This is a genomic window from Flagellimonas sp. B-3 (assembly GCF_056857835.1).
The window spans coordinates 13,981-27,913 of the sequence record NZ_JBSXNW010000020.1; the positions used below are offsets into that span (position 1 = coordinate 13,981).

General features: G+C 42.1%; 13 protein-coding genes. 5 read left to right on the plus strand and 8 right to left on the minus strand.

Going from position 1 to position 13,933, the window contains the following annotated elements:
* Window positions 1-14 precede the first annotated feature (14 nt).
* The 3 genes from bglX to AC13CS_RS09360 are packed head-to-tail and all read left to right on the plus strand — an operon-like array spanning window position 15 to window position 4,885.
* Window positions 15-2,282 carry a beta-glucosidase BglX gene (gene bglX / locus AC13CS_RS09350; RefSeq protein WP_293162311.1) on the plus strand — a complete coding sequence of 756 codons (2,268 nt, stop codon included), beginning with the start codon at window positions 15-17 and terminating at the stop codon, window positions 2,280-2,282.
* 7 nt (window positions 2,283-2,289) lie between these two features.
* Window positions 2,290-3,918 (plus strand): sulfatase family protein, encoded by a 1,629-nt coding sequence (locus AC13CS_RS09355; RefSeq protein ID WP_293162314.1) that lies wholly within the window; start codon window positions 2,290-2,292, stop codon window positions 3,916-3,918.
* 40 nt (window positions 3,919-3,958) lie between these two features.
* On the plus strand, window positions 3,959-4,885 hold the full coding sequence (locus tag AC13CS_RS09360; RefSeq protein WP_293162317.1) for a TerC family protein: 927 nt from the start codon (window positions 3,959-3,961) through the stop codon (window positions 4,883-4,885).
* Between the two features lie 161 nt (window positions 4,886-5,046).
* Here AC13CS_RS09360 and AC13CS_RS09365 read toward each other — a convergent pair whose 3' ends face one another.
* The 3 genes from AC13CS_RS09365 to AC13CS_RS09375 all read right to left on the minus strand — a co-directional run bounded on the left by AC13CS_RS09365 (window position 5,047) and on the right by AC13CS_RS09375 (window position 8,293).
* Entirely contained in the window at window positions 5,047-7,224 is a 2,178-nt protein-coding gene (locus tag AC13CS_RS09365) for a TonB-dependent receptor (RefSeq protein WP_293162320.1), read from the minus strand.
* Window positions 7,225-7,294: 70 nt separating this feature from the next.
* Window positions 7,295-7,624, minus strand: coding sequence for a DUF6660 family protein (locus tag AC13CS_RS09370; RefSeq protein WP_313790323.1), 330 nt, complete (start codon window positions 7,622-7,624; stop codon window positions 7,295-7,297).
* A 93-nt stretch (window positions 7,625-7,717) separates the two neighbouring features.
* Window positions 7,718-8,293, minus strand: a complete 576-nt coding sequence (locus AC13CS_RS09375) for a Crp/Fnr family transcriptional regulator (RefSeq protein ID WP_293162326.1) — start codon at window positions 8,291-8,293, stop codon at window positions 7,718-7,720.
* A gap of 228 nt (window positions 8,294-8,521) precedes the next feature.
* Between AC13CS_RS09375 and mgrA the strand changes: the two genes are divergently transcribed.
* Together mgrA and AC13CS_RS09385 are read left to right on the plus strand one after the other, a co-directional pair.
* Window positions 8,522-9,529 carry an L-glyceraldehyde 3-phosphate reductase gene (gene mgrA, locus AC13CS_RS09380; RefSeq protein ID WP_293162329.1) on the plus strand — a complete coding sequence of 336 codons (1,008 nt, stop codon included), beginning with the start codon at window positions 8,522-8,524 and terminating at the stop codon, window positions 9,527-9,529.
* An 81-nt stretch (window positions 9,530-9,610) separates the two neighbouring features.
* Window positions 9,611-10,354: an NIPSNAP family protein gene (locus AC13CS_RS09385; RefSeq protein WP_293162332.1), complete on the plus strand. Its 744-nt coding sequence runs from the start codon at window positions 9,611-9,613 to the stop codon at window positions 10,352-10,354.
* A 167-nt stretch (window positions 10,355-10,521) separates the two neighbouring features.
* Here AC13CS_RS09385 and AC13CS_RS09390 read toward each other — a convergent pair whose 3' ends face one another.
* The 5 genes from AC13CS_RS09390 to AC13CS_RS09410 all read right to left on the minus strand — a co-directional run bounded on the left by AC13CS_RS09390 (window position 10,522) and on the right by AC13CS_RS09410 (window position 13,905).
* The gene (locus AC13CS_RS09390) at window positions 10,522-10,902 is read right to left on the minus strand and encodes a group III truncated hemoglobin (protein WP_293162335.1); all 381 of its coding nucleotides are present in this window, start codon (window positions 10,900-10,902) and stop codon (window positions 10,522-10,524) included.
* 19 nt (window positions 10,903-10,921) lie between these two features.
* The gene (locus AC13CS_RS09395; protein ID WP_293162338.1) at window positions 10,922-11,245 is read right to left on the minus strand and encodes a hypothetical protein; all 324 of its coding nucleotides are present in this window, start codon (window positions 11,243-11,245) and stop codon (window positions 10,922-10,924) included.
* A 98-nt stretch (window positions 11,246-11,343) separates the two neighbouring features.
* Window positions 11,344-12,060 (minus strand): iron-sulfur cluster repair di-iron protein, encoded by a 717-nt coding sequence (ric, locus tag AC13CS_RS09400; protein ID WP_293162340.1) that lies wholly within the window; start codon window positions 12,058-12,060, stop codon window positions 11,344-11,346.
* A gap of 64 nt (window positions 12,061-12,124) precedes the next feature.
* Window positions 12,125-12,559 (minus strand): Rrf2 family transcriptional regulator, encoded by a 435-nt coding sequence (locus AC13CS_RS09405; protein ID WP_293165222.1) that lies wholly within the window; start codon window positions 12,557-12,559, stop codon window positions 12,125-12,127.
* Window positions 12,560-12,702: 143 nt separating this feature from the next.
* Window positions 12,703-13,905, minus strand: a complete 1,203-nt coding sequence (locus AC13CS_RS09410; RefSeq protein WP_293162342.1) for a hypothetical protein — start codon at window positions 13,903-13,905, stop codon at window positions 12,703-12,705.
* Window positions 13,906-13,933: the final 28 nt, after the last annotated feature.

Here is a 13,933-nt window from a genome sequence, read left to right on the forward strand (position 1 = left end):
GAAAACAACCTATTATGAGCTATACAAAATCACTTTTCGCCCTTTTAACCTTAATTTTTTGGGGTGCCAATGCCCAGGAACAAATACCTGAAGTAGAGGAGCTTTTACAAAAAATGACCATTGAAGAAAAAATTGGTCAGTTAAACCTTTTGACTCCAGGTGGCGGAGTGGCCACGGGAGAAGTGGTAAGCGAAAATGTCAGTAGCAAAATCAAGGCAGGGCAGGTTGGAGGCCTTTTTGGAGTGACTGGTCCAGATAGAGTTAGAAAAGCTCAGGATTTGGCAGTTAAGGAAAGCCGATTGGGCATTCCCCTGTTAATAGGTTCCGATGTGATCCACGGGTACAAGACCACATATCCAATTCCCTTGGGGCTATCATCCACTTGGGACATGGATTTGGTAAAACAAGCCGCTCAAATGACTGCTAGGGAAGCAACCGCGGATGGGATCAACTGGAATTTTTCTCCCATGGTGGATATTGCCCGCGACCCACGTTGGGGGCGTATCGCCGAAGGGGCTGGTGAAGACCCGTATCTTGGTTCCAAAATTGCCGAAGCCATGGTGAAAGGTTATCAAGGAGAAGATTTGGCCGCTTCCCATACCATGTTGGCCTGTGTAAAGCACTTAGCGCTCTATGGTGCCGCCGAGGCTGGTCGTGATTATCACACGGTGGATATGAGCAAGATCAAAATGTTCAATCAATATTTGCAACCGTATAAAGCTGCCATTGATGCCGGGGCCGCTAGCGTTATGAGTTCGTTTAATGATGTGGATGGTGTGCCAGCAACTGGCAACAAATGGTTGCTCACCGACTTGCTTCGCTCACAATGGGGTTTTGATGGTTTCGTGGTTTCGGATTACACATCGCTCAACGAAATGGTTCCGCACGGATTGGGAGACCTTCAGGCCGTTTCGGCATTGGCGTTAAAAGCTGGTTTGGATATGGATATGGTGGGTGAAGGTTTTTTGACGACCTTGAAAAAATCTTTGGATGAAGGAAAAATCACCGAAGAAGATATTACCAAGGCTTGTAGAAGGGTGTTGGAAGCCAAGTATATATCTGGACTTTTTGAGGACCCATACAAATATTTGGATGCCAAGCGCCCCAAAAACGATATTCTGACAAAGGAAAACAGGGCATTGGCACGTAAATTGGCAACTCGTTCCTTCGTTTTGCTGAAAAACCACAACAACCTACTTCCTTTGGAAAAGAAAGGGAAAATCGCCCTGATTGGCCCACTGGCCGATAGTAGGGAAAATATGTTAGGGACTTGGGCACCAACGGGTGATTTTAACCTTGCAGTTACCATTTTGGAAGGCTTCAATAATGTAGCATCAAATGCAAGCATCAAATATGCAAAAGGCGCCAATATTTCTGACGATGCCGATTTTGCCAAGAATGTAAATGCTTTAGGTCCAAGAATAGTAATGGATGAACGCTCACCAGAAGCCATGTTGAAAGAGGCTGTGGATTTGGCCAAAACTTCGGATGTTGTGGTGGCCGTGGTCGGTGAAGCTACTGAAATGAGCGGAGAATCTTCCAGCCGCACCGATATTTCAATCCCAGATAGTCAAAAGAAATTGATCAAAGCATTGGTGGAGACAGGAAAACCTGTCGCATTGGTGTTGATGAGCGGTAGACCGCTGACCATACCAGAAGAGCTCGACCTGCCCGTGTCCATTTTACAGGTTTGGCACCCGGGAGTGGAAGCAGGGAACGCTATCGCCAATGTGGTTTTTGGAGATTACAATCCCTCTGGAAAATTAACGGCTACCTGGCCTGTGAATGTGGGACAAATACCCATATACCACAGTGCAAAAGTCACTGGTAGGCCGGCACCGGAAAGCGGAGAGTTCCAAAAGTTTAGGTCAAACTATCTGGATGCACCCAATGCGCCCTTGTTACCTTTTGGATATGGTTTGAGCTATACCACATTTGACTATTCCAATCTGCGGTTGAACAAAAAAGAGATCCATCAAGGTGAAGCTATTTCTGCTACTGTGACAATCACCAATACAGGTAATTTTGACGGGGAAGAAGTAGTGCAATTGTACCTTCGGGATGTGGTGCGAAGCATTACACCGCCAAAACGGCAGTTAAAAGGTTTTCAAAAGGTGATGCTGAAGAAAGGGGAGCGTAAGGAGGTAACCATCAATTTGTCACCAGATGACCTGAAATTCTACAATGCCCAACTGGAATTTGTGTCGGAACCAGGAGAATTTGAAGTGTTCGTGGGAACCAATTCCGATGCCGAACTATCAGAAACATTTACGCTTAAATAAATGTAGCATGCGAATAGGATTAGCCCTTGTCGGTTTACTTTTAATTGTTTCATGTAAACAACAAGAAAAACCAAAGGATCAAGTTGTCAAAGGCCCACCGAACATCATTTTTATTATGTCGGACGATCATGCTTTTCAGGCCATTAGTGCCTATGGGCATGAGTTGGGGAAATTGGCGCCGACCCCAAATATTGACCGCATCGCCAAGAATGGAGCCATTTTTCAGAACAACTTTTGCACCAATTCCATTTGTGGACCCAGCAGGGCGGTGATTTTAACGGGAAAGCATAGTCACATCAATGGTTTTCGGATGAACGGGGAACGGTTTGACAGCAGTCAGCCCACATTACCGAAGCATTTGAAAAAATTGGGTTATGAAACCGCGATTGTCGGAAAGTGGCATTTGCACGGTAAACCCACAGGATTTGATTATTGGGATATTCTGAACGATCAGGGGAACTATTACAATCCTGAATTTATTCAAGGTGAGGATACCACCGTGGTCGAAGGTTATGCCACCGATTTGATAACGGACAAGAGTTTGGAATGGCTAAAACAGCGGGAGGGAAACCAAAAGCCTTTCTATTTAATGGTGCACCACAAGGCCCCGCATCGCAATTGGATGCCGGCACTACGTCATTTAAATGTTTATGATTCGATTACATTTCCCTTGCCCGACACTTATTTTCCAGAATTTGAGAATCAACGGGCCGCTGCCGAACAACAACAGACCATTTACAAAGACATGTACGAGGGGCATGACCTAAAAATGAGCGATGGTTATGGAAGCACAGATTTGGCCCATAATCCATGGACTACGGATTTTGACCGAATGACCCCGGAACAGCGTGACATTTGGGACGAGGCCTATCTTCCAAAAAACAATGCTTTTTATGAGGCCAATTTACATGGTAAGGAACTGGCAGAATGGAAAGGGCAACGTTATTTGCATGAATATTTGGCCACGGTAAAATCTGTGGATGAGGGTATCGGGAAAATTTTGGACTATTTGGAAGCGACCGAATTGGACGAAAACACATTGGTGGTCTATACCTCGGATCAAGGATTTTATTTGGGTGAGCACGGGTGGTTCGATAAGCGTTTTATGTACGAAGAATCCATGAAAATGCCTTTGTTGATGCAATTGCCAGGGGTGATTGAACCAGGAACCAATATTGATGCCTTGGTGCAGAACTTGGATTTTGCCCCGACCTTTTTGGATTTGGCAGGAGGCCAAGAGTATGCCGCTAACATGCAGGGAGAATCTTTTAAGGGACTATTGGAGGGTGCCGAGGACGAATTCAAAGATGCTGTATACTACCACTACTATGATTTTCCAGCCTTTCACATGGTAAAACGGCACTATGGGGTGCGAACAGATAGGTACAAACTTATCCATTTTTACGACGATATTGATGAATGGGAGTTTTATGATCTAGAAGAGGATCCCAAAGAATTACACAATGCCATCAATGATGAAAAATATAGAGGTGTAATAGCCTCCATGCACAAAAAACTGGATAGTTTACAAACGTATTACAAAGTAACCGACAAGGAGTTTGGAACTACGCCGAAGGAAAAGGTGGACAAAACTCATAAAGCTTTTGAAAAACTGCGCGGAATACCGATTCAATAGTGTTATATTTTTTAATTTAGCCAGCTAAATCTTCGAAATTATGATCGTTTGGATACTGTTCCTTTTGGGAATCCTTGTCTTTTTGGCCTTGGACCTTGGTGTTTTCAATAAAACCCCCCATGTCATAAGCGTCAAGGAAGCGTCCATATGGACCAGTGTATGGGTCAGCTTATCCATTTTATTTTCAGGGGTCGTCTATTGGCTCTATGGTAGCGGAAAGATAGATAACGTGGATGCGCTTACCCCCATGGATGCCAGCTTGAAATATATCACTGGTTACCTGATCGAGCTTTCGTTGAGTATTGACAATATTTTTGTTATAGCGGTGATTTTCGGATCATTTCAAATTCCACAAAAATACCAACATAGGGTATTGTTCTGGGGAATATTGGGAGCTATTGTTTTTAGGGCGCTCATGATATTTTTTGGAGTGGCATTGATTAAGAAGTTCGGTTTTATGACCTATATCTTTGGTGCTTTTTTGATTTTTACGGCCATAAAAATGCTGGTTTCCAAGCAGGAGGCCTTCAATCCCAAAAAGTCGTTCATCTATAGGAACCTTAGAAAGGTTATGCCCATCACTACGCATATGCAGGGCCAGAAATTCTTTATCAAAATACGCCATATTACCGCCGCCACACCACTGTTTATTGCTCTTGTAATTATTGAGTTTACGGATATTCTCTTCGCTTTGGACAGTGTTCCGGCCATTTTGGCGATTACATCCGATCCCTTTTTGGTCTTCAGTTCAAACATATTTGCCATTTTGGGCCTAAGGTCGATGTATTTCTTCCTATCGAACATGATAAGTAGGTTCTACTACCTCAAATACAGTCTCGTGGCCATACTTAGTTTTGTGGGTATAAAAATGATTCTCGCACACCACTATACTTTTCCAGAATGGGTTTCGTTGTGCTTCATTGGAATTGCCCTGTTTGTTGGCGTGGTCGTTTCCAAGAAGAGCTGATGGTAAAGTACTAAAATTGGATACAATTAATAATGGACAATATGTATGTCCAATATCATCAAACTCTATTTTAAATTTATGTAAAGAAAAAGGGATGCCGATATATTGATGGTCGACACCCCTTGAACCTAATGCCTGCCAAGCTAAATTTGATTTAATCTCTATAGCTGTATTTTAAAACCGCCATTGATGACAAAGCCATCGACCGGTGCATAAATATCCAAAAACTCTGGGTCGCTCAGGTTCCCTGTGTAAATTGCACCGAAACGGGTTTGCCTGGTATCCAAAAAGTTTTCAAAATTTAGAAAAATCGAAAATTTCTCACCGAGTTTCTTTTCACTCATCAATCCAAGAATCCAATAGGATTGGCCCGTTTCACCATTACCCAGTTTTTGTGGACTGTAATAATAGGCTTCGAGCCCTACCCAAAGATTTTCCTCCTTTTCGTACATCAGCACATTATTTAAGCGGTGTTTGGCCACCAATGGAAAATCTGACACCATTCCGTTTTCATGTTGTTTAACATTGGCATGGGTGTAACCGGTGAACAACTTGAAATCACCATACTTAACTTTTAGGTTGACCTCGGCACCACGGGTGTCGACATATCCGTCTGGTTGCTGAAAGCTATAGAACCCATTTTCATTTGGGACCAACGTTATGGGGTCGTTGATTTTGGTATAAAAAAGGAGTGTATTGATGGACATCGTCATTCCCGGCATTGGAACCCACTTATAGTTTACATCAAAATTACCCCCCAGGGAGCGTTCAAGGTCGGCATCATTTGTATTGATGGGCAGTACGTTCCTGAATTGCAGGCGTTCCGCATCTTCTGTGAACACCGTAGGAGTTTTGTATCCCATTCCACCACCCAATCTAAAGGTCAGTGCGTTATGGGGCTCGTAAAGTATCGATAATCGCGGAAGGGCCATGGCTCCATAATCGGAATGGAAATCGGCACGAAAACCGGTTTCCACGGAAAAAGTCTCGTCGATGGGCCATACATTTTGTGCAAACAGGCCAAAAATCTGATAGGATTGGTCCAGGGCATTGGTATCGCTATCCCTTGTATCATTAAAGTATTCTGTCCAGAGATTGGCTCCAAAGACCCATTCCAGGTCATTTTCTGAATTTGCAGAAAAGTTTAGTTCGCTAAAAGAAGAGCGTTGGTAACCTGTAAATGTGAAATCGGGAATCGCTATACTTCGATCATAAAAACTGAAACTGTTTTTGACTTCCAATCGTTTTTGATCAGTAAAGGTATGTTTAAACCCCAATTGGGTGGAGATTCGCTCCGTTTCATTGGATTCAAAATAGGGATTGGACACGGACTCGCCTTTTACATAATCCATGTTTCCCCCAAGACGATCTTCCCAAATGGAATTAAATCCCAAAAGAAGTTCGGTGTCTTCGCCCATGTACCAATATAATTTGGGGTTAAGGGTAAAGCGGTCAAACTCTGGGATGGCTGTTAATCCGATATCAGCGGGGTCGTAGGGTGTGCCCAAGTTATAAGAAGCGAATACCGTTGTTCCTATTTTGTTGAATTTTTGGGAGTAAAAACCACTAAGGTCCAACCCAAGGGCAGAGGTTCCGTTTGCCATAAAGCTAAGCTCGGGCTCCTCCTCGGGCGTTTTGGAGATTAGGTTTACAAGCCCCGCAATAGCCCCACCACCGTATAGGGTTGAGCTAGAACCCTTGATTACCTCTACCTGTTTTAGGTCCAAAGGTGCGATTTGCATTAAACTGAGCCCGCTGGCAAACCCCGAATACAACGGAAATCCGTCACGAAGAAGTTGGGTGTACTTGCCATCCAGCCCTTGAATACGTATGCTTGAATTGTAACTTGTGGCAGATGTTTGCTGTGTTCGGATGCCTGTACTCTCGTTAAGCAACATTCGAATATCCCCAGGCTTCATATTGCCTTTTTCGGAGAGTTCCTCCCCCGCAATAACCTCGACCCTGGTAGGAATGTCCTCTATGGTTCTGGTGCTTCTTGTTGACACTAGTGTAATCTCTTCCATCTCCTCTGTTTGGGGCACAAGGAAAAAGTCCTGTCCTTGAACCGTCCCATCCAAAGGAAAGGAAAGGCTGCGTTCCAGGGTTGCATAGCCCATATAGCTCAACCGTAGTTTGTAGATGCCATTGGGGATATTTTCCATATGGATTTTACCCGCTTCGTCGGAGATGGTTCCTTGGTTTAGGGAAGGCAAAACCGCAGTAACCCCAATTAACGGTTCATTGCTGAGGGAATCCTTTACTGTAATGTCAAGTGTGTTTTGTGCGTATATGGATACCATCCCGAGAAGGGACAATATCATAAATAATTTTATTTTCATTGATATGGATTTTGAAGTATGCTGAATTACGGCCAAAAAAGAATTGACCAAGATTTAATCTTAAGGTAAGCTACACTTCAAGAGTACGTGGGGGTTTCAGGGAAAAGAAATATACTTCTTTGGGAAGCAGTTCAATGTAGTGGGGGATTGGATGGTTTTCCTTTGGAAGTTCCAAGGCTGCGAAATCCAATGTTTCAAAATTCATTGTAAACCCGGGACAGCGTCCACAGGCATAAAATGGGGAGCAAGGAGTGCTGTCTCCTTCGGACTGTTCTTCAGAACCGTCATCGTCACAGTGATTCACGGTCGTAGTGTTTGTACAAGAAACCGTTTCCTGACAACATGGATACGAAGACAGGAATATGGTAAGCAAAGACAAAACGATCACCAGGAATTTCATGCATCAAAGATAATGAATTCCAAAGGTTGGATATGGAACAGTTTAAAGTGTGGATAGTTTTTTTATGACCAAGGATTTTATATACTTCAACATTTATTGGTGCGCTCTCTTTCTTAATTTGCTCAGGAATTCTTGGGATATTCCAAGATAGGAAGCAATATGATATTGCGGAACACGCTGTACAACGGTAGGGTATTGCTCAAGGAATGTCAGGTATCGGTCCATCGCATTTCTAGACATATTTTGGAGCAATCGTTTTTTAAGGACGTGTACATGACGCTGCATCATAATTCGGAACATTCGTTCTACGGACGGAACTGCTTCAATAAGTTCTTTTTTTGATTCCAAGGAAAGGAACAATATCTCGGTTTCCTCCAAGGTTTCGATACTTACTTGGCTGGGAACCTTGTTCTCAAAACTATTGATTTCGCTGATCCACCAATCTTCAACCGCGAATTCAACCGTATGTTCGTTGCCCTTATGATCGGTAAAAAATTCTCGGGCACAACCTCGTTTAATATATGCCTCAAAACTACAGATGTCTCCCGAGCGTAAAATAAGTGTGTGCTTCGGGATTTTCTGATACTCAAAAAACTGAAGCGCCATATCGGATTCCTTATCCGATAATTCGATAAAACGTTCCAAATATTTTTTTAGCTCATTTTTCATAAAACATTAATTGAAAAAACCGAAAGTAATTTCTTGTCCTAGTTCAATAAAAAGGGGTGAAAAACCCAATAAATTTGTTTCTGGCAATGTATCAAAGAATTTTGAAAGAAACATCTTTTCAATAATTGATGCCATGTTTTATGATAAATGAAGTACCTAGTATTTTACTGTACCATAAAATTGTTTATGGACTATTATGCATTGGTATAAACTTTTAATTTAACTGTTATGGATTACCGACCAAACAAGAATAGATATAATGAAATGACCTATAATCGCTGTGGCGATAGCGGTTTGTTGCTACCTGCTTTTTCCCTGGGCCTCTGGCATAACTTTGGCCAAACGGATAGTTTTGACAATGCCCGGACGATAGTGCAAAAGGCATTTGATGCAGGTATCACCCATTTTGACCTTGCAAACAATTATGGTCCCCCACCTGGTTCGGCCGAAACTACTTTTGGTAAAATCCTAAAATCGGATTTGGCCCAATACAGGGATGAAATAATTGTGAGCACCAAAGCAGGGTGGAAGATGTGGGAGGGTCCTTATGGTGATTTTGGCTCCAAAAAATACTTGGTCTCCAGTTTGGACCAGAGTTTACAACGTATGGGGTTGGATTATGTAGATATTTACTATCATCACCGTCCGGACCCAAACACACCTTTAGAGGAAACCATGGGAGCTTTAGATTTAATCGTCCGGCAAGGAAAGGCACTTTATGTTGGAATATCCAGTTACAATGCAGTTGAAACAAAGGCTGCCCTAAAAATATTAAAGGAAATGGGAACCCCATGTTTAATACACCAACCTAGATATTCCATGTTCGATAGATGGATAGAAGAAGATGGTTTGTTGGATCTGTTGGGGAATGAAGGTGTGGGAAGTATTGTGTTTTCACCCTTGGAGCAAGGGTTGTTGACCAACAAATATCTTCACGGAATTCCAGAATCGTCCAGAGCTGCTTCTGGACGTGGAAACGGTGCTTTGGAGGTTGACCAAATTACTCCAGAAAAGCTGGAGACCGTAGCAAGATTAAACAAAGTGGCAAAAGAAAGAGGTCAAAGCTTGGCCCAAATGGCACTTTCATGGGTAAAGCGGGACCCAAGGGTTACATCCGTCTTATTGGGGGTAAGTAGGCCCGAACAGTTGGAAGACTCGTTGCGGGCTTTGCGAAATCCTGATTTTGACCAAGAGGAATTGAACACAATCGAAAACATCCTTTCGGGTAAAGGATAATGTGCAACACACCTTGCTACATTAATTTAAAAGGGTATACCGGTGATAATTTACCCGACAAGTAATAAATCAACAAGAAAGATGAAAGAATTTTTTTCAATACTGTTTATTTTGATGCTGAACTTCAATAGTACGGCACAAGAGCAAGTCTACGAACTGAGGACCTATGAGTTGGAATTTGGTAGGCCAGAACACATACTTCACGATTATTTCAAGGATGCATTCATACCGGCCATGAACCGCCAGGGCATCAAAAATATTGGTGTGTTCGAAGAAGTAGGGGAGCGTTTACCAAAAAAAATATATGTGCTCATCCCTTATGATGACATCACTACATTTCAAAAAAGCAAGGAGTTATTGATCAAGGACAAAAAGTATCTGGAAGATGCGGGTACTTACCTTAAAGTAGCTGAAAACTTAATCCCGTACAGTAGGATTTCCACCGATCTTATTCAGTCTACAACAGGTTTTCCAAGCCTTCAGAAACCAGCCGAGAATGCAGACTTTTTTGAACTTAGGATTTACGAAAGTTACAATGAGGACGCCCTGCGAAGAAAGGTCAAAATGTTCAACGACAGTGAATTCAGTATTTTTGAAGATGTTGGTCTTCCTACTGTATTTTTTGGATCTAACATTGCCGGGAACAATATGCCATGTTTAACCTATATGTTGGCCTTCAAAGATAAGCAGGCCCACTCGGAAGCATGGAGCAAATTCGGGCCTCATCCGGAATGGAAGCGAATCTCTAATTTGGAAGAATATGCACATGCCATGAACAGTATTATACGGGTGTTCTTAAGGCCAGTTTCGTACTCCCAATTATAAATTCAAGAATAACCTTAAATCCTTATATGTTCCATTCAGAATTTATTTTTTAAGATTCATTGGACACATGTGGTTTAAGGTTTTGCCCCAATTTTTGGGGGAAGCTGTATGTAAAAAGTAACCGAATAGGCCGTCGAAAGTTATAGATGTATTGTTGCCTTGCTGATTCAGGTGTGTTTCTGGATATATTCAATTTTCAACTGGAACATTTCAGCCATTTTCTCGGCTCTAAATTTAGCCTCCACAGCTTTTTCTCCATGAAAATTTTCATCAACAGTCTCAAAAAATAATTGTTTCCACCGGTTAAAATGCGCTTTGTTCACACGAAGCTTGGCATGGGGAGCGAAAGGGCTACCTTGGTAGGTGTGCTCCTGTAATAATACTGTTTGCCAAAAGCGGTACATTTTCTCTAAATGGACAGGCCAATTGTCCTTTATGACAGCATTGAATATGTCTGCCAATAAGGGGTCTTTTCGGACTTTTCCATAAAAGAGGTCTACCAATTGCTTTATCTCCTCCAAGCTTTGGATTTCCTTTTTTTGCACCATTTTTATAGATTCTCCAATATTATATGATATGGGCAATAATAACTAAAGAACTAAAGACAACACTCAAAATTAACAGATTAAATGTGGTCAGGGGTTTTAGTTGGGCCAATACGGCCCCATTGAACGCCATACAGAAAATGGTAACAAAAAAGAGCAGTATCATTTTTAAGACCATGTCCATTCCCCCCATCAAAAGTGCCATGGCCGCAGCGGAACCAAGGCAGCTCTGTGCTATAATGGCGATGGTGGAATAACCCAATTGTCTTTTTTTGAACTCATTGAACATGAGCCTGTAAATGTTTTTCGATCCATTTGTGTTAGGTGCGGTTTTAGAATGGGCCATGTGTATTGTTGTTGAATTTTCCATTGTTTTTTTTGATGTTTGTGAGATGCTTTATAAGAGGGCACTGTACATTAAATGCGTGTGCCCCCATATTCAAATCAGTTGTTTAATACGTTGTTTTCCAAAATTTCAGCCTTGGGAAAGAGGATGTTGTTCTCCAAATGGATGTGGCGGTGAAGGTCTTCCTCAAATTCCTGCAATAGCGAGAAGGCTACCCGATAGGTATTGCATGCATCGGCCGGAGGGGTATAATCATGGCTCAATTCAGCGATCTTTCGGAAACGCTCGCCTTCATTGTCGTGTTCTTCCATCATCATTTTGATGGGATTTTTAACGGTTCCAAAATGCGGCTGTTCATTTGTAGGACCACTTACCATTTTACGTATCCACGGAAAAAGTACCAGTTCCTCTTTTTTCATGTGCATGGCTAGTTCACCCGCGGATGCATTGAAATGTTCAAAAATATTAAGCAGTTCAGGATGTCTTTCCCCGTGGACCTTACAAAGTTTGGTTAGGTATTGTTTTAGAATTGGGATTTGTTGCTCCACATAACGATGGTGCTTCTTTTCAATATAGTCGGCCAAAAGATCTAAAGGCCAGGTTTTAAAATCGGGCTGGTTACTTTGGTTTTGATTTTGTACTACATCAAGTTCTTGAAGCAGGCTGTCCAAATCGAGCCCTTTTTTCTCCGCAACCTCTTGGAGCGTGCGGTTGCCTTTACAGCAAAAATCTATTTTGTGATTTTTGAAAATCTGGGCAGTTCGGTAATCCTCTGCTACCATTTGCCCTATCGTTTTATCCAAGGTATCGTTCATGATAATTAATTTTATAGGTTCATGTATTAATCGGACAAAATTGTCCTTTATTTGTTCAAATTTTTTATCGTTTCAAATAGGTCAACCCAACCTCCAATCCCGTGGCCAGTTCAAATAAACTGGTACTTTTCAGCATCTTGCTCAAATCGGTACGGATATCAACAAATTTGTCGTGCAGGGGACAGGGTTTTTGGGCATTACATTCTTTGAGTCCCAGACCACAGCCCACATAAATCTTGTCACCATCAATGGCTTTGACTATCATATTCAATTTTACCTCATCCATATCTTCCCGAGCAATTTCAAACCCACCAGTGGGTCCTTTAACGGAGTGGATAATGTTGTTCCTTGAGAGTTGTTGCAAAATTTTCGCCGTGAAAGCTATGGGCGAATCTATTTCCTTGGCAATTTCATTTACACTGACACGTCTTCCATCCAAGGATTGCAGCGCAATATAAACCGCTGCTCGAATGCCATATTCACAGGCTTTTGAAAACATCATAGGGAACTTTTACAGGTACAAAGATACCATTAAAATTTAATTCGGACAAAATTGTCCTTTATTATTTTTGAAAAGATTTTTTTCAAAGAAATCAAATATACGCCATTGTAAGGGAGGTCACAGAGGCTCATGCAAAAAACTTAATTGGGGGCTCGGTTTTCTATGAGCATCATTGCAATCCCCAAAGGAATTAAAAGAGTGAGCAGCGCCAAGATTTCTAAATGCCCATTGAAGATGTTCCACTGCAGCCAGGCAGCCATACCCCTATAAAAAATGAGTGCTTCGGTGAGAAGGAACCCCAAAAAATACCATGAGTATGATTTCTTCGATATTGGAAACAAGCTAAAATAATCCATGAAAAAGAATAGACCAATACTGATGATGCCCAAAAAGGTCAAATGCAGATATCCAATGGTCAGATCAAGATAGTTAGCCGCCATGTTGGCAAAATAGGGGAGAGCGGTCAAAAGTTGCAATACCATTTTGATCCAAATCAAAACCAGTACTGTTCTGAACAGTAAAAACTGCACTTTTGACAAAGATAATTTATCGATGTTACGCTTTAACATGCCCCATAATACTGCAAAGGCATAAAGCTGTGCCAAAGCTCCCAGACCTGCCAACAGATAGAACCAGAACGAAGGTTTTGTCCAAAGTGTGGACAAGAAAAAGGTGAGCACAACCCCCACATTTAGACTTATAAAAAAGCGAGCGAAGGTTTTTGCGGGAATTTCAAGACCGCGCTGTTCCCAAACATAGATGAAAAGCCCTACCAAGGCCAATATCATCCAGCCATTGTATTGAAAATGGAGGTAAAAATATATCGCCAACCGGTACCAAATGGATTGAGCTCCCAAACTGTTCATGATCGCTCCCAAGGCCCAAGGTCCCAAACTGGAGATTACCATATAGATCAGAGCCGCTTTAGCACATTGCAATCCTTTGCTGTGCCTGTATTTTGGGTTGATGTTTTTCCAAAAATGGTAAAAGTAGACATACGACACGATCAGGAACAGCGTAGAAAAAATAATGGAAAACAGCGCATATCCTTGAAAAGGGAAGGTCACCAACATACCCACCAAGGTGGCTTGCGTACACCAAAATATACGTTTGTACCTTCTGCTGGAAGCATCGTTATCCACAAAACAGTAATGCAACAAGGTGGTTAGGGCCACATAAACCCAACCCAAGAGGGCTATGTGAGAATGCGCATGGACAACAAACCTGTAGTTGAAATCAAGAGCGAAAATAGGGTAGGAGCGCAACAGCAACCCCAATAGGGCCGCCACAAGAAAGTAAATCACGGCAATCAGGATATGCGATTGATACGACTTATGCTTCACCGTGAGTTGTTTATTGTTTTCAATCAAC

Excerpts from the sequence above, each read along its gene's own strand:
- AC13CS_RS09355 (WP_293162314.1), top strand. The coding sequence starts at position 2,290 with ATGCGAATAGGATTAGCCCTTGTCGGTTTACTTTTAATTGTTTCATGT.
- mgrA (WP_293162329.1), top strand. The coding sequence starts at position 8,522 with ATGGATTACCGACCAAACAAGAATAGATATAATGAAATGACCTATAAT.
- AC13CS_RS09405 (WP_293165222.1), bottom strand. The coding sequence starts at position 12,559 with ATGTTTTCAAAAGCCTGTGAATATGGCATTCGAGCAGCGGTTTATATT.
- AC13CS_RS09385 (WP_293162332.1), top strand. The coding sequence starts at position 9,611 with ATGAAAGAATTTTTTTCAATACTGTTTATTTTGATGCTGAACTTCAAT.
- AC13CS_RS09365 (WP_293162320.1), bottom strand. The coding sequence starts at position 7,224 with ATGAAAATAAAATTATTTATGATATTGTCCCTTCTCGGGATGGTATCC.
- ric (WP_293162340.1), bottom strand. The coding sequence starts at position 12,060 with ATGAACGATACCTTGGATAAAACGATAGGGCAAATGGTAGCAGAGGAT.
- AC13CS_RS09395 (WP_293162338.1), bottom strand. The coding sequence starts at position 11,245 with ATGGCCCATTCTAAAACCGCACCTAACACAAATGGATCGAAAAACATT.
- AC13CS_RS09370 (WP_313790323.1), bottom strand. The coding sequence starts at position 7,624 with ATGAAATTCCTGGTGATCGTTTTGTCTTTGCTTACCATATTCCTGTCT.
- AC13CS_RS09390 (WP_293162335.1), bottom strand. The coding sequence starts at position 10,902 with ATGGTGCAAAAAAAGGAAATCCAAAGCTTGGAGGAGATAAAGCAATTG.
- AC13CS_RS09360 (WP_293162317.1), top strand. The coding sequence starts at position 3,959 with ATGATCGTTTGGATACTGTTCCTTTTGGGAATCCTTGTCTTTTTGGCC.
- AC13CS_RS09375 (WP_293162326.1), bottom strand. The coding sequence starts at position 8,293 with ATGAAAAATGAGCTAAAAAAATATTTGGAACGTTTTATCGAATTATCG.
- bglX (WP_293162311.1), top strand. The coding sequence starts at position 15 with ATGAGCTATACAAAATCACTTTTCGCCCTTTTAACCTTAATTTTTTGG.